This window comes from Mesorhizobium sp. M0904 (genome assembly GCF_040319475.1).
Classification (GTDB): Bacteria; Pseudomonadota; Alphaproteobacteria; order Rhizobiales; family Rhizobiaceae; genus Mesorhizobium.
Map to the genome: position 1 here is coordinate 48,944 of NZ_JAMYOC010000012.1, position 16,459 is coordinate 65,402.

Below are 16,459 nucleotides of genomic sequence, written 5' to 3' on the forward strand. Positions count from 1 at the left end.
GCGGCTGCGGGCAAAAGTTTCGGACGGATGGCACGATGACCGGAAGCAGGATTTTGGTGACGCTGACGCTGTTGGCAGCAATGGCCACCGTTGCGGCCTGCGGCAGGAAGGCTGCGCTTGATACGCCCTACGCGGCCGCCGTGCAGGCCCGCAAGGACGCCGAGAAGGCCAAGCAACCTTTGCCGCCGGAGCCGGAAAAACCTGTTGAGGACAAGAAATTCATCCTCGACCCGCTGCTCTGATTTTTCGGACCAATCTCGTGAACCATTTCGACTACCGCGACGGCGCGCTGCATGCCGAGGACGTGGCGATATCAGACATCGCCGCCAGCGTCGGCACGCCGTTCTATTGTTATTCGACGGCGACGCTGACCAGGCATTTTCGCGTCTTCACAGAGGCCTTTGCCGGGCTCGACGCCCTCGTCTGCTATGCCATGAAGGCGAATTCGAACCAGGCCGTGCTGAAGGTGTTGGCAAGACTCGGCGCCGGCGCCGACGTGGTCTCGGAGGGCGAATTGCGCCGCGCTTTGGCGGCCGGCATTCCGGCAAGCAAGATCCTGTTTTCGGGCGTCGGCAAGACCGCGCGCGAAATGGATTTTGCGCTCTCGGCCGGCATTCTCTGTTTCAACGTCGAATCCGAACCGGAGCTGGAGCTGCTGTCGGCCCGCGCGACCGCGCTGGGCAAGATCGCGCCGATCTCGCTGCGCATCAATCCGGATGTCGACGCCAGGACGCACAACAAGATTTCGACTGGGAAGGCCGAGAACAAGTTCGGCATTCCCTGGCAGCAGGCACGAAAGGTTTATGCGCGCGCGGCTGAGCTGCCGGGCATCAAGGTCACCGGCATAGACACCCATATCGGCAGCCAGATCACCGAATTGCAGCCCTTCGACGAGGCCTTTGCGCTGCTGGTGGAGCTGGTCGGCGCCTTGCGCTCCGACGGTCATGCCATCGAGCACATCGATGTCGGTGGCGGCCTTGGCATTCCCTACCGCGTCGACAACAACCCGCCGCCTTTGCCCGATGCCTATGCCCGGATCGTCAGAAAGCATGTCGTCGCCGAACTCGGGCTGAAAGTGATGTTCGAGCCAGGCCGGCTGATCGTCGGCAATGCCGGCATCCTGGTCTCGGAGGTAATCTTCGTGAAGGAGGGCGACGCCAAGAACTTCCTCGTCGTCGACGCCGCGATGAACGACCTGATCCGGCCGACGCTTTACGACGCTTTCCACGACATCAAGCCGGTGGCGCAGCAGCCGGCCGCAGCACCGCGCATGAAGGTCGACGTCGTCGGCCCGGTTTGCGAGACCGGTGACTATCTCGGGCTCGACCGTGACCTGCCCCGGCTGAAATCCGGCGACCTGATCGCTGTCGCCACCGCCGGCGCCTATGGCGCCGTCCAGGCCGGCACCTACAATACCAGGCTGCTGGTACCGGAAGTGCTGGTCGACGGCGACCGCTTCCACGTTGTGCGCCCGCGCCAGACCTATGACGAGCTGATCGGACTGGATTCGGTGCCGGACTGGTTGGAGTAGAACTCTGCAGCTACAGGCGGTGCTGAATGAGCGCCCTGGTTTCGGCGATCCTGTTCTCGTTCCGGCGATAGAATGTCCACTGCTTGATGCGCTTGCTGCGCAAAAGCCCTGCCTGGGTGAGCACGCGCATATGTTCGCTGAGCGTCGCCTGGGTGATCCCCAGCTTTTCAGCGATCAGCAGCGCGCAGACTCCGTCGTCGACCAGATCGCCGTCCGCCTGCGGCGGAAAGTGCGCGAGCGGGTCCTTGAGCCAATCGAGGATCTGCAGCCTGCGCTCGTTGGCAATCGCTTTGAAGAAGTCGACCTCTTGCATTTAGCTACTTTGCCAAGTTACTAAGTAATGTCAACTCTGAATGTCAGCCCTGGGAGTGAAAGCATGCTGCACGGCCACACGATCACACGCGAGCGCATTGCGGCGATGGAACCACGCATCCGACCCTTCGTGCGCCACACGCCGGTGCTGCGCGTCGACATGGCCGATTTCGGCCGCCCGGCTCTGCCGGTCGACCTGAAGCTTGAGTGCTTGCAGCATTCCGGCTCGTTCAAGGCGCGTGGTGCGTTCACCAATCTCCTCGAACGGCCGGTTCCTGCGGCCGGCGTCGTCGCCGCATCGGGCGGCAATCACGGCGCCGCCGTCGCCTATGCCGCCATGCGACTCGGCCACAAGGCGACCATCTTTGTTCCCGAAGTGAGCCCGCAGGCCAAGCTGGACCGCATCCGCGGCTACGGCGCCGAGCTGATCGTCGGCGGCGCCCGTTATGCCGAGGCGCTGGCCGCCAGCGAGAGCTTCGCCGAAAAATCCGGCGCCCTGCAGATCCACGCCTTCAACCAGGAGGAGACGCTGGTCGGGCAGGGCACGCTCGGCCTCGAAATCGAGGCCGACCTTCCGAAGCTCGACACCCTGCTGGTTGCTGTCGGCGGCGGCGGCCTGATCGGCGGCATCGCCGCCTGGTTTTCCGGCCGCATCAGGATCATCGCGGTCGAGCCGGAGGGTGCGCCGACGCTTCATCGCGCGTTCGCCGCGGGCCGACCCGTCGACGCGCCGGCTGAGGGCGTCGCCGCCGATTCGCTCGCGCCAAAGCGTGTCGGCGAAATGATGTTTCCTATCGCCGAGGCATTTGTCGAGCGCTCGATCCTGGTCGGCGACGACGACATTATCGCCGCCCAGGCGGCGCTGTGGGACCGCGTGCGAATCATCTCCGAGCCGGGCGGTGCGGCCGCCTTCGCGGCGCTCCTGTCCGGCCGCTACGCACCGGCTAGAGGCGAGCACGTTGCCGTACTGGTCTGCGGCGCAAACGCCAATCCGGCGAAATTCTGACAATATCCGGGGCATTATTGTTCACGTTTTGGGGAACCGCCTCGCCTTCGCCGTGTTTGTTGGTATCCTTAGGGCGATGTGCATCCGCTTGGACGCACGAAGTACGCGCTAAGATTTTAGGTCTTCGCATCGTGCTTCCCGGAAATCGACTTTTCGGGCCCATGCGATAGACTCGTGAGGCCTGGGCTATCCCGCCCGGCCAGGAAGGGCCGATGACGCAACGACCCATTTTCACCAGCGATCGCAGTCTGGCCAGGCGCCTTGCCTTGAGCCGGCTGGGGACGCAGGTCTCGATAATCGTCGAACGCGGCTGGCCATTGCTGCTGCCGCTGATCATCGTCGCCAGCCTGTTCCTCAGCATTTCGTGGCTCGGCCTATTCCCATTTTTGCCCGATCTGGCGCGGATCGGTCTTATCACGGCATTCGGCGTCGCAGCGCTTGCCGCACTCTACCCGCTGCGTTTCTTCCGCACGCCATCCAGTGCCGAGGTCGACCGCCGCATCGAGGCGGCCAACCGGCTGCTGCACAGCCCGGTGCAGGTCCAGACCGATCGCCCGAGCGGCAAGGAAAGCATTTTTTCGCAAGCCCTGTGGCGCGAGCATCAGCGGCGCATGGCTGACCGGCTGGGCGAGCTTGGCGGCGACGTGCCGCGCACACGCGTGCCGGAACGCGACCCGTGGGCGTTGCGCGCCGTTGCCGCGCTTTTGTTGGTCACTGCCTTTGCCTTCTCCTTCGGGCCGTCGGGCGGCAGGCTGGGCGACGGCTTTGTTGCCCGTGCCGCCCGCGACGTCGTGCCGCCGCGCATTGATGCCTGGGTGACGCCGCCGGCCTATACCGGCAGGCCGCCGATATTCCTGAACGCCCCAGTGCTTGCCAACAACGCCACTCAAACGGCGCCGACCTTCACCGTTCCGGAGGGCAGCGATGTGTCGCTGCGCGTCACCGGCGGTTCGGGCGAGGAAACGCTGAGTTACGCCGACACCGGCGGCAACACCCGCGCCATCGATCCGACCGGGCCGCAAGCCGCCAAGACTGAGGCAGCTCCGGCAACGCCTTCCACCGTGCGCCAGTTCAGCGGCAAGTTGACGGCCGACGGCACGCTGACGCTGCAGTCCGGCGACGGCGAGCTCGGCCGCTGGGCCTTCGCCATAATTCCCGACAAGCCGCCGCAGATCCGCTTTGTCGGCGAGCCGAAGCGCGCCGTCAACGGCGCCTTCGAACTCAACTACCAGATTGACGACGACTATGGCGCGGCCTCCGCCAAGGCCGTTTTCGCATTGGCCGATCCGCAGGCACCCAACGCGCATCCGCTCTATGGCCCGCCGGAAATGCCGCTGACGTTGCCGCGCCGCGGCGGGAAGGCGAATGCCGCTAAGACGACGAAGGACCTGACCGACCATGTCTGGGCCGGTGGTAACGTCAAGCTGTCGCTTGTCGCCACCGACGGTGCCGGACACACGGCGACCAGCGAAACCAAGACGCTGGTGATGCCGGAGCGGCCATTCTCCAACCCGTTGGCGCGGGCTGTTGTCGAGCAGCGCCGCATGCTGGCGCTCGACGCCTATGCCAAGGACCGGGTGCTCGACCTAATGGATGCGATCACGCTCAGGCCCGAAGACACGTTCGACAACATGACGCACTACCTCGCCATCATGAGCGCCCGCACCCGGCTGAAGATGGCTGACAGCGACGACCAATTGCGCGACGAGGTCGCTTACCTCTGGGAGATCGCGCTCGGCATCGAGGAAGGCAATCTGTCGGCGGCCGAGAAGCGGCTGCGCCAGGCGCAGCAGGCGCTGCAGGATGCGATCAAGAACGGCGCCAGCGACCAGGAGATCGAGAAGGCGATGAAGGAACTGCGCGAGGCGATGAACCAGTTCCTGCAGGAATTCGCGGCGCGGGCGCAGCAGAATCCGAATGCGCCACAGATGCAGCAGAACGGCCGGGAACTGCGCCAGAGCGACATCGACCGCATGATGGACCAGATCGAGAACCTGGCGAAATCCGGCAATCGCGACCAGGCGCAGCAATTGCTGTCTGAGCTGCAGGACATGATGAACAATCTGCAGGCAGGCCGCCAGCAACAAGGCGGTCAGCAGGACAGCGAGATGCGTCAGCAGATGGATAAGCTGGGCGAGATCATGCGGCGCCAGCAGGAGATGATGAACGACACCTTCCGCATGGACCAGATGCAGCGTGGCCAGCAACAGCGCGGGCAGAACCGCGACGAGCAGCTCGGCGAGAACGGTGAGCCGGGCCCGATGGACGAACAGGGCAAGCCCGGCCTGGGCGACGACCGCGATCCGCTCGGCCGGCCGGGGCAGATGACGCCGCAGGAATTCGCCGATGCGATGAAGCAGTTGCAGGAAGGCCAGGGCAAGCTGCAGAGCGAGCTCGATCAATTGAGGAAGAGCCTCGAAGGCATGGGCCTCGACCCCAATGAGGGGTTTGGCGAGGCCGGCAAATCCATGGGCAATGCCGAACAGGCGCTCGGCGAGGGCGAAGGCGACCAGGCCGTCGGTCACCAGGGCCGCGCATTGGAAGCCTTGCGCAGGGGCGCCAAGGACATGATGAAGCAATTGCAGGCGATGCAAGGCGACCAGGGCGGCAACGGCCAGGGCGGACGACAGCAGAATGCCGACCGTGACCCGCTCGGGCGGCCCCGCACCAGCGAGGGTCCCGATGACGGGAGTTCGGTGAGAGTGCCTGACGAGATCGACGTGCAGCGTGCCCGCCAAATCCTCGAAGCGATCCGCAAGCGGCTCGGCAATGCACTCAGCCCCGATATCGAGCGCAGCTATCTGGAGCGGCTGCTGGAGCTGAAGTAAGGCTGCCTGTATTCGGAAGATCGCCGCGCGCGGTCCGTGGTGGCCGCCACCGCCGGACTGAGCGGCATTCTTTAACGGTTGGTGAACGCCTCGCGGATCGCCTCTTCCATGCCGTCGATGGCCTCGCCGGAAGCGTTCGGGTTGCGCCGCAGCACCACGTTCGAGGAATCGATGTCGCCGAACCCGTCGGCGGTCGTAAGCTCGCGGCAGCCGGCCGGAATGTTGCTGCGCGAGATCGGCGCAATCGCCAGCCCGGAGGTGACGGCGAGCCGCAGGCCGCCATTGGTATCGCTGGTGTAGGCGACACGATAGGCGAGATCGCGCTGTTCCAGCGACTTTATCGCGAAATCCTTGCACCAACCGGCACGGTTGTAGAGCGCGATCGGCACCGGCCGCTCCTCATGCATGTGATGCAGCTCTGACGTCACCCATACGGTCGGGTCATGCATCAGCACCTCACCGCCCGACAGATCCTGCCATTCGAACACCACCGCCAGATCGAGCTCGCCAGCGGCGAGCGCCGCGATCTGCGCACCGGAATGCGCGTAGCGGACGGTGATGTCGACCTGAGGATGGCGCTTGGCAAAGGCGCCGAGCGCGCGCGACAGGATCGCGTGGCCATATTCCTCCGGGATACCGATGCGCACCGGCCCGCCAAGCGGCGCCGCGACCATCGATGCCGCCGTCTCGTCGAGCAGTGAAACGATGCGCCTGGCGTTGGCGATGAGCTCGCCGCCGCGCCGTGTCAGCGCCACACCGCGCGAGCCGCGCTCGAACAGGCTGTCGCCGATCATGCCTTCAAGCTTCTTCATCTGCATCGAGACCGCCGACTGGGTGCGCCCGGCCCGCTCCGCCGCCTTGGTGAAATTACCACTGTCGGCGACCGCCACGAAGGTTCGCAACAGGTCGCTGTCGAGATTGGGTCGCATGTGCCCGCCATAAGAAAATCTGATTGCTGGCATCATTCCAATTCGTTTGCAACATGTCAAACGGCGGACAATAGTTCGCCTTACCCATTGGATATGCGGCCGCGAAATCGGCCGCGGACCAATCAAAAGTCCTCACTCGTACCCGCTGCCCGAAATGGCGGCGGGTTCTTTTTACCCGGATGCAGGCCTGTGTTCGGCCGCGCACGCGGGGACAGGAGCGCCTATGCAGAATCGGCTTGTGCTCGGCATCCTCAGCCTCTGTCTCGGCGTACTGGTCTTTTCGCTGCAGGACCCGCTGGTCAAGGCGGTGTCGAGCCACTATCCGGTCACCGAGGTGATGGCGATCCGCTCGATCGTCGCCCTGCCGATCCTGGTTTTCCTCGTCCACGCCGATGTCGGATTGCAGGCAATCCTGTCGAAGCGGTTCGGCATGCTGACGATGCGCGCCTTCATCCAGTTCACCTCCTACACGGCCTACTATCTGGCAATCGCCGCCCTGCCGCTGGCTGACGCGGTGGCGCTCTATTTCATGGCGCCGCTGTTCATCATGGCGCTGGCCGGCCCCTATCTCGGCGAACGCGTGTCCTGGCAGGCGCTCGCCACCGTCCTGGTCGGCATGCTCGGCGTGCTGGTGATGGTGCGCCCAGGCGCCGGCTTGTTCGACTGGGCGGCGCTGCTGTCGCTAGGTTCGGCTCTGCTCTACGGTTTCTCGCAGCTGATGGCGCGCAAGATCGGCGACACCGAATCCTCGACCGTCATGGCGTTCTATCAGAACGGCGCCTATCTGGTCGGCGCGGCCTTGGTAGCGGCATTGTTTTGGCTGGCAGGCATTGACCACGCCGTGCATCCGAGCCTCGAGTTCCTCGTCCGGCCATGGGCCTGGCCGGCGACGCCGGATCTCCTCAAGATGGGGGCATGCGGCTTCGTTGCCTCGGCCGGAATGATCCTGTTGTCGCAGGCCTACCGGCTGGCGCCCGCCAACAGCGTCGCCACCTTCGAATACACCGGTATCATCTGGTCGCCGCTATGGGGTTTTCTGTTCTTTGCCGAAATGCCGCGACCAGCGACGGCGGCCGGCGCAGCCCTCATCATCGGCGCCGGGCTTTTTGCGCTCAATGCCGGCCGGCGCCGGAGCGGCGAGCCAGCCATTGCGGCGACCTGCGACCCTGCCTGAAGGCGGTCGACCTTGGGCTTTAGGCGAAGCAGGCGAGCGCCTGTTCGACGCGGGCGCGGATTTCAGCCAGCGCGAACGGTTTTTGCACGACGTCGAGAATAATGCCGTCCAATTCCTCGGCGCGCTCGCGTTGGTCGGCATAGCCGGTCATCAGAACGATCTTCACCGCCGGGAACAGCGCCGCTGCCGCCTTGGCCATCTCGATGCCGTCCATCTCCGGCATGCGGATGTCGGACAGCACAAGGTCGTAGCCCCCCTGCGCCGCCCCGATCAGAGAAAGACCGTGCGCGCCATCGGCGGCAACAGTGACATTATGCCCGGCGCGTTCGAGCGCACGGGCGGCGAGGCTGCGGACGGATTCATCGTCCTCGACGATCAGGAGCTTTGCCATGGGCAGGATATTTGGCGAGGAAAAGTTGATGTTTCCTGAAGGCGCTGAGGGTCGATGAGGCCTTTTCAGAATTCGCTCTGGCGAGTCAGATGGCGTGGTTTTCGAGAACCGGAGCGGAGCGGACTGTCGACTCCGAGAGCACCGGAAGCGCTCAAAACTGCGTCAGGTGGCCGCCGGAGTAGAATTATCAAAAGACCTCAAGCGTCGCCCTTGACGATGCCGACGAACGGCAATTCGCGAAACGCGTGGGCGACGTCCATGCCATAACCGACGACGAAATAATCGGGGCAGTCGAAGCCGACATAGTCGGCGTTGAGCGTGGTCTGGCGGCGCATGCGCTTGTCGAGCAGCACGGCGATGGCACAGCTCCTCGCGCCGCGCGACAGCATGAGGTCGCGGGTGAAACTCAGCGTTTTGCCGGATTCCAGAATGTCGTCGATGAGAAGCACGTCGCGGCCGGCGACCTCGTTGTCGATGTCGCGCAGCACCCTCACCTCACCGCTGGTCGTGCCGGCGCCATAGCTGGAGATGAAGATGAACTCGACCTCCGGCGACAGGCCGACATCGTGCATGGCACGGATAAGATCGGCGGCGAAGATGAATGATCCTTTCAGCACCGAGATTACCAGAAGGTCGTGGTAGTCGTGCCCGGCGATCTCCTTGGCAAGTTCCAGGTTCCGCCGCGCAATGGCGGACGCTGAAAACAGGACTTCGATGTCCTTGCCGCGCACGACTGGCATTGGCTGCCCTTCCAGAAATGATCGCCTTGTAGGCGAAGCCGACCGAAACGGTCTTCAACCCCGTTTCTAGGCATGTCGAGCCGGCTGGCAAGGCCAATCTTTCGCAGGACGCCCGCGAACGGTCGGATGCCCCAGCGCGTCGCGAATCGTTTACTTGGTGACCCGTTGATTTTCCGGCGCCGTCCTAACGAATCAGCGCATGGCCGCCCGACATCCAGAAGGCGGCAAAGGCGGCACCGACGCCGACAATCCAGAAGATCGGCCCACCGTGCACCCACAACGGCCGTTCGACGGCGGTTTCGGGCTTGCGCAACATGTCCATGCCTTCGATGGAAGGCGTGGAAATCATGCGGGCAGGCGGCGGCGCAAAGTCTGGACGTGTAAAATGGCGGGGCAGCACCTCATAGTCGGCATCGATGACGTCGGCGGTCACGTCATGCATGATGCGTTCCGGCCCGGCGGCCGGATCGGTCATGATTTCGCCGGAAACCGGGCGCGCGGTTCGATCCTCAGCCATCATGGCCTGACACTACAGCACCTGTTCGCTGTTCGTTTCTTTTGGGTAAACGGAAATGGTTAACGCTTCCCCACCGGAACCCCTGGGACTCGCTCGAAAAGCCGCCAAATTAACCGTCGGTTAACCATGCCGGCCGATGGTCTTACCACAGAAAGGGCTGGCATCTTGCCGCCAAGAATTTCAGGTCGTCGAAAGTGATCCGCTTCGAAAATGTCGGCCTCCGCTATGGCATGGGTCCGGAGATTCTCCGCGACATCTCCTTGCACATTCCGGAGCGCTCCTTTCAGTTCCTGAGCGGACCTTCAGGCGCCGGCAAGACGACGTTGCTGCGGCTTTTGTTCATGTCGCTGAAGCCGACGCGCGGCCTGATCACCATTTTCGGCAAGGACCGTTCGCGCATCTCGCGCACCGAATTGCCGCATCTGAGACGGCGCATCGGCGTGGTGTTCCAGGATTTTCGTCTGCTCGACCATATGACCACCTATGAGAACGTGGCCTTGCCGCTACGCGTACGCGGCCGCGAGGAAGCGACCTACCGCACCGACGTCACCGAGCTGCTGAAATGGGTCGGCCTCGGCGAGCGCATGCATGTGCTGCCGCCGGTGCTGTCTGGCGGCGAGAAGCAGCGCGCCGCCATCGCCCGCGCGTTGATCGAGCAGCCCGAGATCCTGCTCGCCGACGAGCCGACCGGCAATGTCGACCCGCCGCTGGCGCGACGCTTGCTGCGATTGTTCATCGAGCTCAACCGGCTGGGGACCGCCGTGGTGATCGCCACACACGACCTCGGCCTGATGGAACAGGTCGACGCACGGCGAATGATCCTGGCCGGCGGAAGGCTGGACATCTATGACTGAGCTCTCCGTCGAACATTTCGAGGGTCAGGACGCCGCGGCGGCAAAGCCCCGCGTCCAGCGCAAGATGGCGCCGATCGTGCCGGCGCAGAACATCGCCGGCCGGGCGCTGGTGCTGGTCATCGCCATCATGACGTTTCTGTCCTGCCTGACGTTTGGCGCAGTCACGCTGGTGCGTGACACCGCCTCCGTCTGGGAGAACCAGATCTCGCGCGAAGCGACCATCCAGATCAAGCCGGTCGATGGCCTCGACATGGAGGCCGCACTTGCGCTTGCCTCGCAGATCGCCGGCGAGTTCCCTGGCGTGAAAAGCGCCAGGATCGTCGATCGCGAAGCAACGGCCCGACTGCTCGAGCCTTGGCTGGGCTCGGGCCTGAACATCGATGAGCTGCCGGTGCCGCGCCTGATCATCATCACCATTGACGAGAACAGTCCGCCCGATTTCGCCGCACTGCGTGCGGCAATCACGCCGAAGCTGCCGAGCGCCTCGCTCGACGATCATCGCACCTGGGTGGACCGGCTGGTTGCTATGGCCCGCACCACGGTAACGATCGGTATCGCAGTGCTGGCGCTGATGCTGTCTGCGACGGTGCTGACCGTTGTATTCGCGACGCGCGGCGCCATGGCCGGCAACGGCCACATCATCGAGGTGCTGCATTTCGTCGGCGCCGAGGCGCGCTTCATCGCGCGCGAATTCCGCCGGCATTTTCTGGTCACCGGCATGAAGGGCGCCGCGGCAGGCGGCGCCGCGGCGATCCTCGTCTTCATCGTCTTCTCCTGGTGGTCGTCACGCAATATGGCGACACCGCAGGCCGACCAGGCGACCGCCCTGTTCGGCAATTTCGCCATCGGCTCGGCGGGTTATCTCGGGGTCGCTGTCATGGTGCTGGTGATCGGCGCGCTGACGGCGGCAACCTCCCATTTCACCGTGGTTACCTATCTCAGCGACATCGATATTCGCCAGCCGGACGCCGGCTAAAGGAAAGATCGATCACGGATGAAAACGCCTCGTCACGAAAATTGCATTTTTTTCCTACCAAAGGCCGTATTTCGGGATTAACCATTTCATGATGGACGTTCGGGACTCGACCGATACCGCTGGGTGCATGCCAGTGCTGGTTGCGCGTCCGCATGAATTCGCCGGGCCTGATGAATTTGCCAAGCCGGATCAATCCGCCAAACATCAATCCGCCAAACATGGGCGGCTGCTGGCAGCCCGCTCCTTGCGCCTCTCGGCTCTCCTTCTGCTCGCCCTTGTGGCGTTGTTTGTTGCCGGCTTCGGCTGGTTCGCCAATACCGTCAGCCATCTGACGACGCCCGCCAATCCGGCAAGGGCCGACGCTATCATCGTGCTGACCGGCGGCCAGTCGCGACTCGACGCTGCTATGGGCCTGCTTGCGTCAGGCAAGGGCGAGCGGCTGCTGATCAGCGGCGTCCATCCTTCCGCCAGCCGCCGCCAGCTTCAAGCCGCGACCGGCGGCGACAAGAGGCTGTTTTCATGCTGTGTCGACATCGACCGCGCTGCGCTCGACACGATCGGCAATGCCGAGGAAAGCGCCAAATGGGTCGAGGACCATGCCTACGGCACCGTCATTCTCGTCACCAACAATTATCACATGCCGCGCAGCCTGCTGGAAATGGGCCGGCTGCTGCACGGCGCAAGGCTCGAGCCCTATCCGGTGGTCAACACCAACCTCGAGAATGGCGGCTGGCTGACCAAGCCGGAAGCGCTGCGTGTACTGTTCACCGAATATAACAAATACCTGCTGGCGCTGGCGCGCGGCATCATGCCGGTGAAGCAAACCGAGAGCGTCGCGCTGGCCGACGCCGCAGGCGGAAGCTGAACGGCACCGGCACTTTTTATCCCCTGGCTCTTATCCCCTGGCTGCTGCATCCGATCGCAAGCGTGCGATCTCCTGTTCGAGCCGTTCGATGCGCTTGTCGCGTTCGCCCAGCGCCGCCGCCACGTCGGCCGCTTCGAAACGCTGCGGGATGTGCTGCGAACAATTTGAATCCCAAGCCGAAACCGTAAACAGGATAACCTGCTCGGGTCGCGCCCTATAGTCTTGCGGCATCAGCTTTGCCGTCAGCTCGGCATCGCCCTCGACGACTTGCGCTTTGCCCCAGATCTTGATGCGCTGCCGGTGCGCATAATCGATCAGAAACAGGAAAGCCTGTGGGTTGTCGCTGAGGTTGCCCTGGGTGATGAACTGCCTGTTGCCGGAAAAATCGGCAAAGCCGATCGTCCATTCGTCGAGCACCTTGAGGAAACCGGCAGGCCCGCCGCGATGCTGGATGTAAGGCTGCCCGTCCGCATTGGCGGTCGACAGAAAGACGCTGGTCTGCGCCTCGATGAAGGCGGCGAGATCGGGCGTGATTGCCGCCTGCCAGCCGCCACGCTCCTCGACACGGGCATAGGCCTGGCGCGAGCCCTTGCGGGCCTGGATCGCCTTCACCGTCGGGGTGAAGGCGACATCGCTGGTGTGAGCGTTCATGAAGATCTCCTTAGGCGCCGAGTGCGCTGCATTGTTCGCTTACGAGAATAGGGCCTTCCGTCTTCGAGATGCAGATGCCATATCTGCAACCTATCCTTCCGTTTTTCGGAAGGGCAAATTTTCGGTAGAGCTATGGATCGCCTCCAGTCCATGTCGCTTTTCGTTGCCGCGGCGGAGACAGGCAGCCTCTCGGCTGCCGGGCGTCGCTTCGGCATTCCGCTGACGACGGTCAGCCGCAAGGTTTCGGACCTGGAAAGGCACCTGAAGACACGGCTGTTGAACCGCTCGGCGCGGCAGCTGTCGCTGACCGATGCGGGCCACGCCTATCTCGCCGCCTGTCGTCGCATTCTCGATGAGATCGGCGAGGCCGAGCGAATGGCCGCCGGCGAATACAGCGCCCCGACCGGCGAACTGATCGTCACTGCGCCGATCGTCTTCGGCCGCCTGCATGTGCTGCCGGTCGTCACCGGCTTTCTCTCCGTCTATCCCGAGGTAAGTGTGCGGCTTACACTCGCCGACCGGATAACCCAGCTGGTCGAAGAGCACATCGACCTCGCCATCCGCATCGGCGAGCTTGCCGATTCGAGCCTGATCGCCACCCGCCTGGGTTCAATCCGCCGCGTCGTTTGCGCGAGCCCGGCCTATCTCGCCGAGCACGGCACACCGAAAACGCCGCAAGACCTTGCAGGACACAGTGCAATCACCTTCGAAGGGCTCACCGCCGCCAGTTGGAGCTTCGCCACCGGCAAGACTGAATTCAGCGTGCCGGTCCGCTCCAGGTTACGGGTCAACACGGCTGAGGCAGCAATCGATGCGGCGATTGCCGGCGTCGGCGTGACGAGGCTGCTTTCCTACCAGATCGCCCCCGCCGTCCGGTCGGGTACGCTGCGCCCGGTGTTGCAGGAGTTTGAGCCGGACCCATGGCCGGTGAGCCTCGTCCATGCCGGCCAGGGGCTTCTGCCGGTGAAGCTGCGTGCATTCCTCGACTTCGCCGCCCCGCGCCTGAGACAGCGCCTGCTGCAGGCGACGTGGCAAATGTGACGAAGACGGTCCATCGCAAGAGCGGCCGATCGCCCGCCTCGCAGCGTTTCCTTTTTGCCGGCGCTTGGTGTACCAACGCACACCTCCTCACCGGGCACTTGCTGTATGCTCTATTTCCGCTCGCTGGCGTTCAATCTCGCCTTCTACCTCAACTTGATCGTCCAGATGATCCTCTGGACTCCGTATTATTTCCTGTCGCCGCGCCATCGCGCCTGGTTTGTGCCGAAATTCTGGTCGCGCACCAGCATGTGGCTCTACGACAAGGTCGCCGGCACCAGAAGTGAGATCACCGGCCAGGAAAACCTGCCTGAAGGCTCCTTCATCCTGGCGCCGAAGCATCAGTCCTTCTGGGACACGATCGCTTTCCTGCCGTATCTCGACGATCCCGTTTACATATTGAAGCGGGAGCTGACCTGGATCCCGTTCTTCGGTTGGTACATCTTGAAGATGCGGATGATTCCGGTCGATCGCGGCAGCCGCTCGAAGGCATTGAAGATGGTGATCGCCGCGACCAAACAGGAATTGGCGCGCAATCCGCGCCAGCTCATCATCTATCCCGAGGGCACGCGCCGTGCGCCGGGTGACGAACCGGTCTACAAATACGGCATCGTCGAACTTTATGCGCAACTTGGCATTCCAGTGGTGCCCGTCGCTCACGTCGCCGGCCTCTATTGGCCGCGCCGCAAATTCCTGCGCTATCCCGGTACGATCAAGGCGCGCTTCCTGCCGCCGATTCCGCCGGGCCTCGGCAAGGAAGAATTCATGCACCGGCTGATCGGCGAGACGGAAGCCGCCTGCGACCAGCTCCTCGTCGAGGCGTCGCAGACGCCGAACCCGCCGCCGATGCCGCCGACGGCGGTGAAAAGGCTTGGTGAGCTGGACGCGAAACGTGAATTGAAAGGCTGAGACACCCCGCCGCGAACGCCAGAAGGGCTCACGGCAAGACAGCCAGGGCGGCTGTTGCAATCAGCGTCACGGCAAACACCAGATTGATGATCCGCGACGCCAGCGGTTTGCGCAGCAAACGTGCAAAAGCCGCGCCGGCGAGAAGCCACAAGAGATGAATGGCAACGATCATCAAGGCGAGGACCGCCAGCTTGGCTGAAATAGCAAGACCGCCGGTGCCGGAAGACGCGCCGGCAAACACGGCGGCAATCGCCACATAGGCTTTCGGATTGGCAACGGCCAGAAGGAACCCGCCAAGGAAAGTGGGAAGCGCTGCCCTACCGACGCGTGCCGCCAGTGGCGGCGCCGTCGCTATCTTGAACGCCAGATAGAGGATGTAGGCTGCCGAGGCGACCGCCAACAGCGCTGCGAGCTTCGGCAGCGCGGTGAGAACGGCCATGATGCCCGTCGCCACCACCAAAAGCACGAGGACCGTGCCGACAACGATTCCCGAGGCATAACGGAGCGAATCGCGCAGGCCGAACGCGGCGCCGATCGCGGTGACACTTATCGTCGCCGGCCCCGGGCTGCCCATAACGATGGCCGATGCCAGCACAAGCGCCAGCAATTGCTGCCATAGCTGCTGATCGAGAAGACCCTGTCCGGCCATGCGACGTCCCTGCATCCTGTGACGATGCAGGGACGGTAGGGCAAGGCAGCGGCGCCGGTCTTGAACGATCGTGCGCGGCTATGCGCTGCCCTTGTCGAGCTCGGCGATATCGTCCGGGCTGAGCTGCAACGACGCGGCCCGCACCAGGCTGTAGAGCTGGTCGAGCGTCGTCGCGCTGGCGATCGGAGCGGTGACGCCGGGCCGCGCCATCACCCAGGCCAGCGCCACTTCTGCCGGCTTGGCCGAATGTCTGGCCGACACGGCATCGAGCGCTGAGAGGATGCGCATGCCGCGCGTGTTGAGATAGCCTTTCACACCGCCACCGCGCGGGCTTTTGCCGAGGTCGGACTCGCTGCGGTACTTGCCGCTCAAAAATCCCTTGGCGAGGCTGAAATAGGTGATGACGCCAATGTCCTCGGCTACGCACAGATCGCGCAGCGGACCATCGAAGGACGAGCGGTCGTAGAGGTTGTATTCCGGCTGCAGCACGTCGTAGCGCGGCAGGCCGCGCAGGCTTGCTACGTCGAGTGCGGCGCGCAGTTGGGCGGCGTCGAGGTTGGAGGCACCGGCATAGCGGATTTTGCCCTTGTCGAGCAGTTTCTGATAAGCGCCGAGCGTTTCCTCATACGGCGTCGCCGGGTCGGGCCAATGCGACAGATAGAGATCGACGCTATCGACCTGCAGCCGCGTCAGGGAGGCGTCGATGGCCTTTTCGATATAGGCGGCGGAAAGGTCCCTCTTGCCCTGCCCCATGTCCGAACCGACCTTGGTGATGACGACGACCTTGTCGCGGTTGCCACGGCTCTTCATCCATCTGCCGATGATGGTTTCCGATTCGCCGCCCTGGTGGCCGGCAATCCAGCGCGAATAGGAATCCGCCGTGTCGATGGCGTTGAAACCGGCCTCAATGAAGGCATCGAGGAGGTCGAACGAGGTTTTCTCATCGGCGGTCCAGCCAAACACGTTGCCGCCCAGAACCAATGGCGCGATGGATAGGTCGGTGCGACCGAGACGACGTTTCTGCAAGACTGATCTCCATGGTGATTCATGCTGGGGCGGATGGGAGCCGCCGACCGGGCTAACCTATGT

At 63.6% G+C, this 16,459-nt stretch carries 18 protein-coding genes; 10 read left to right on the forward strand and 8 right to left on the reverse strand.

The features are described 5' to 3' along the window. Positions 1 to 35: 35 nt before the first annotated feature. Complete coding sequence (locus tag NKH80_RS14440; protein WP_023677931.1) at positions 36 to 242, forward strand: hypothetical protein; 207 nt, start codon at positions 36 to 38, stop codon at positions 240 to 242. A 17-nt stretch (positions 243 to 259) separates the two neighbouring features. After that, complete coding sequence (lysA, locus tag NKH80_RS14445; RefSeq protein ID WP_352737914.1) at positions 260 to 1,531, forward strand: diaminopimelate decarboxylase; 1,272 nt, start codon at positions 260 to 262, stop codon at positions 1,529 to 1,531. Positions 1,532 to 1,541: 10 nt separating this feature from the next. On the opposite strand, the gene NKH80_RS14450 is transcribed toward lysA, so the two are convergent. After that, positions 1,542 to 1,844, reverse strand: coding sequence for an ArsR/SmtB family transcription factor (locus tag NKH80_RS14450; protein ID WP_352992114.1), 303 nt, complete (start codon positions 1,842 to 1,844; stop codon positions 1,542 to 1,544). Between the two features lie 63 nt (positions 1,845 to 1,907). Between NKH80_RS14450 and NKH80_RS14455 the strand changes: the two genes are divergently transcribed. Together NKH80_RS14455 and NKH80_RS14460 are read left to right on the forward strand one after the other, a co-directional pair. Continuing rightward, positions 1,908 to 2,849, forward strand: coding sequence for a threonine/serine dehydratase (locus NKH80_RS14455; protein ID WP_352880601.1), 942 nt, complete (start codon positions 1,908 to 1,910; stop codon positions 2,847 to 2,849). A 212-nt stretch (positions 2,850 to 3,061) separates the two neighbouring features. Then, a complete protein-coding gene (locus NKH80_RS14460; protein ID WP_352801916.1) occupies positions 3,062 to 5,677 on the forward strand; it encodes a TIGR02302 family protein in 2,616 nt (871 codons plus the stop codon). A 71-nt stretch (positions 5,678 to 5,748) separates the two neighbouring features. On the opposite strand, the gene NKH80_RS14465 is transcribed toward NKH80_RS14460, so the two are convergent. Continuing rightward, positions 5,749 to 6,606, reverse strand: coding sequence for a LysR family transcriptional regulator (locus tag NKH80_RS14465; RefSeq protein ID WP_352649318.1), 858 nt, complete (start codon positions 6,604 to 6,606; stop codon positions 5,749 to 5,751). A gap of 223 nt (positions 6,607 to 6,829) precedes the next feature. On the opposite strand from NKH80_RS14465, the gene NKH80_RS14470 reads away from it, so the two are divergent. Continuing rightward, the gene (locus NKH80_RS14470; RefSeq protein ID WP_352737919.1) at positions 6,830 to 7,780 is read left to right on the forward strand and encodes a DMT family transporter; all 951 of its coding nucleotides are present in this window, start codon (positions 6,830 to 6,832) and stop codon (positions 7,778 to 7,780) included. 19 nt (positions 7,781 to 7,799) lie between these two features. On the opposite strand, the gene NKH80_RS14475 is transcribed toward NKH80_RS14470, so the two are convergent. The 3 genes from NKH80_RS14475 to NKH80_RS14485 all read right to left on the reverse strand — a co-directional run bounded on the left by NKH80_RS14475 (position 7,800) and on the right by NKH80_RS14485 (position 9,386). Beyond that, the gene (locus tag NKH80_RS14475; RefSeq protein ID WP_352505095.1) at positions 7,800 to 8,171 is read right to left on the reverse strand and encodes a response regulator; all 372 of its coding nucleotides are present in this window, start codon (positions 8,169 to 8,171) and stop codon (positions 7,800 to 7,802) included. A gap of 197 nt (positions 8,172 to 8,368) precedes the next feature. Then, positions 8,369 to 8,911 (reverse strand): hypoxanthine phosphoribosyltransferase, encoded by a 543-nt coding sequence (gene hpt, locus NKH80_RS14480; RefSeq protein ID WP_254816654.1) that lies wholly within the window; start codon positions 8,909 to 8,911, stop codon positions 8,369 to 8,371. A 184-nt stretch (positions 8,912 to 9,095) separates the two neighbouring features. Continuing rightward, positions 9,096 to 9,386, reverse strand: a complete 291-nt coding sequence (locus NKH80_RS14485) for a hypothetical protein (RefSeq protein WP_352737921.1) — start codon at positions 9,384 to 9,386, stop codon at positions 9,096 to 9,098. A gap of 236 nt (positions 9,387 to 9,622) precedes the next feature. On the opposite strand from NKH80_RS14485, the gene ftsE reads away from it, so the two are divergent. The 3 genes from ftsE (at position 9,623) to NKH80_RS14500 (ending at position 12,123) form a co-directional block, all read left to right on the forward strand. After that, positions 9,623 to 10,282, forward strand: coding sequence for a cell division ATP-binding protein FtsE (ftsE, locus tag NKH80_RS14490; protein WP_023677923.1), 660 nt, complete (start codon positions 9,623 to 9,625; stop codon positions 10,280 to 10,282). Continuing rightward, positions 10,275 to 11,258: a cell division protein FtsX gene (locus NKH80_RS14495; protein ID WP_352505094.1), complete on the forward strand. Its 984-nt coding sequence runs from the start codon at positions 10,275 to 10,277 to the stop codon at positions 11,256 to 11,258. The genes ftsE and NKH80_RS14495 overlap by 8 nt, the downstream gene beginning before the upstream one ends. Before the next feature lie 88 nt (positions 11,259 to 11,346). Continuing rightward, positions 11,347 to 12,123 (forward strand): YdcF family protein, encoded by a 777-nt coding sequence (locus NKH80_RS14500; protein WP_352751164.1) that lies wholly within the window; start codon positions 11,347 to 11,349, stop codon positions 12,121 to 12,123. Between the two features lie 30 nt (positions 12,124 to 12,153). Here the strand turns inward: NKH80_RS14500 and NKH80_RS14505 are convergent, their stop codons facing one another. Continuing rightward, a complete protein-coding gene (locus NKH80_RS14505) occupies positions 12,154 to 12,774 on the reverse strand; it encodes a pyridoxamine 5'-phosphate oxidase family protein (protein ID WP_352476270.1) in 621 nt (206 codons plus the stop codon). Between the two features lie 132 nt (positions 12,775 to 12,906). On the opposite strand from NKH80_RS14505, the gene NKH80_RS14510 reads away from it, so the two are divergent. Both NKH80_RS14510 and NKH80_RS14515 read left to right on the forward strand, forming a co-directional pair. Further along, positions 12,907 to 13,815, forward strand: a complete 909-nt coding sequence (locus NKH80_RS14510) for a LysR family transcriptional regulator (RefSeq protein ID WP_352505092.1) — start codon at positions 12,907 to 12,909, stop codon at positions 13,813 to 13,815. Positions 13,816 to 13,920: 105 nt separating this feature from the next. Further along, positions 13,921 to 14,721: a lysophospholipid acyltransferase family protein gene (locus NKH80_RS14515; RefSeq protein ID WP_352505091.1), complete on the forward strand. Its 801-nt coding sequence runs from the start codon at positions 13,921 to 13,923 to the stop codon at positions 14,719 to 14,721. Positions 14,722 to 14,749: 28 nt separating this feature from the next. Here the strand turns inward: NKH80_RS14515 and NKH80_RS14520 are convergent, their stop codons facing one another. Beyond that, positions 14,750 to 15,370 (reverse strand): LysE family translocator, encoded by a 621-nt coding sequence (locus NKH80_RS14520; RefSeq protein WP_352476268.1) that lies wholly within the window; start codon positions 15,368 to 15,370, stop codon positions 14,750 to 14,752. Positions 15,371 to 15,448: 78 nt separating this feature from the next. Then, positions 15,449 to 16,396, reverse strand: coding sequence for an aldo/keto reductase (locus tag NKH80_RS14525; protein WP_352751167.1), 948 nt, complete (start codon positions 16,394 to 16,396; stop codon positions 15,449 to 15,451). Positions 16,397 to 16,459 lie beyond the last annotated feature (63 nt).

Bases quoted from the DNA above. Each gene is read 5' to 3' on its own strand.
- NKH80_RS14495 (WP_352505094.1), top strand. From the start codon at position 10,275: ATGACTGAGCTCTCCGTCGAACATTTCGAGGGTCAGGACGCCGCGGCG.
- NKH80_RS14475 (WP_352505095.1), bottom strand. From the start codon at position 8,171: ATGGCAAAGCTCCTGATCGTCGAGGACGATGAATCCGTCCGCAGCCTC.
- NKH80_RS14455 (WP_352880601.1), top strand. From the start codon at position 1,908: ATGCTGCACGGCCACACGATCACACGCGAGCGCATTGCGGCGATGGAA.
- NKH80_RS14505 (WP_352476270.1), bottom strand. From the start codon at position 12,774: ATGAACGCTCACACCAGCGATGTCGCCTTCACCCCGACGGTGAAGGCG.
- hpt (WP_254816654.1), bottom strand. From the start codon at position 8,911: ATGCCAGTCGTGCGCGGCAAGGACATCGAAGTCCTGTTTTCAGCGTCC.
- NKH80_RS14465 (WP_352649318.1), bottom strand. From the start codon at position 6,606: ATGCGACCCAATCTCGACAGCGACCTGTTGCGAACCTTCGTGGCGGTC.
- NKH80_RS14460 (WP_352801916.1), top strand. From the start codon at position 3,062: ATGACGCAACGACCCATTTTCACCAGCGATCGCAGTCTGGCCAGGCGC.
- NKH80_RS14440 (WP_023677931.1), top strand. From the start codon at position 36: ATGACCGGAAGCAGGATTTTGGTGACGCTGACGCTGTTGGCAGCAATG.
- NKH80_RS14500 (WP_352751164.1), top strand. From the start codon at position 11,347: ATGATGGACGTTCGGGACTCGACCGATACCGCTGGGTGCATGCCAGTG.
- NKH80_RS14510 (WP_352505092.1), top strand. From the start codon at position 12,907: ATGGATCGCCTCCAGTCCATGTCGCTTTTCGTTGCCGCGGCGGAGACA.
- NKH80_RS14450 (WP_352992114.1), bottom strand. From the start codon at position 1,844: ATGCAAGAGGTCGACTTCTTCAAAGCGATTGCCAACGAGCGCAGGCTG.
- NKH80_RS14470 (WP_352737919.1), top strand. From the start codon at position 6,830: ATGCAGAATCGGCTTGTGCTCGGCATCCTCAGCCTCTGTCTCGGCGTA.
- NKH80_RS14515 (WP_352505091.1), top strand. From the start codon at position 13,921: ATGCTCTATTTCCGCTCGCTGGCGTTCAATCTCGCCTTCTACCTCAAC.
- NKH80_RS14485 (WP_352737921.1), bottom strand. From the start codon at position 9,386: ATGACCGATCCGGCCGCCGGGCCGGAACGCATCATGCATGACGTGACC.
- NKH80_RS14520 (WP_352476268.1), bottom strand. From the start codon at position 15,370: ATGGCCGGACAGGGTCTTCTCGATCAGCAGCTATGGCAGCAATTGCTG.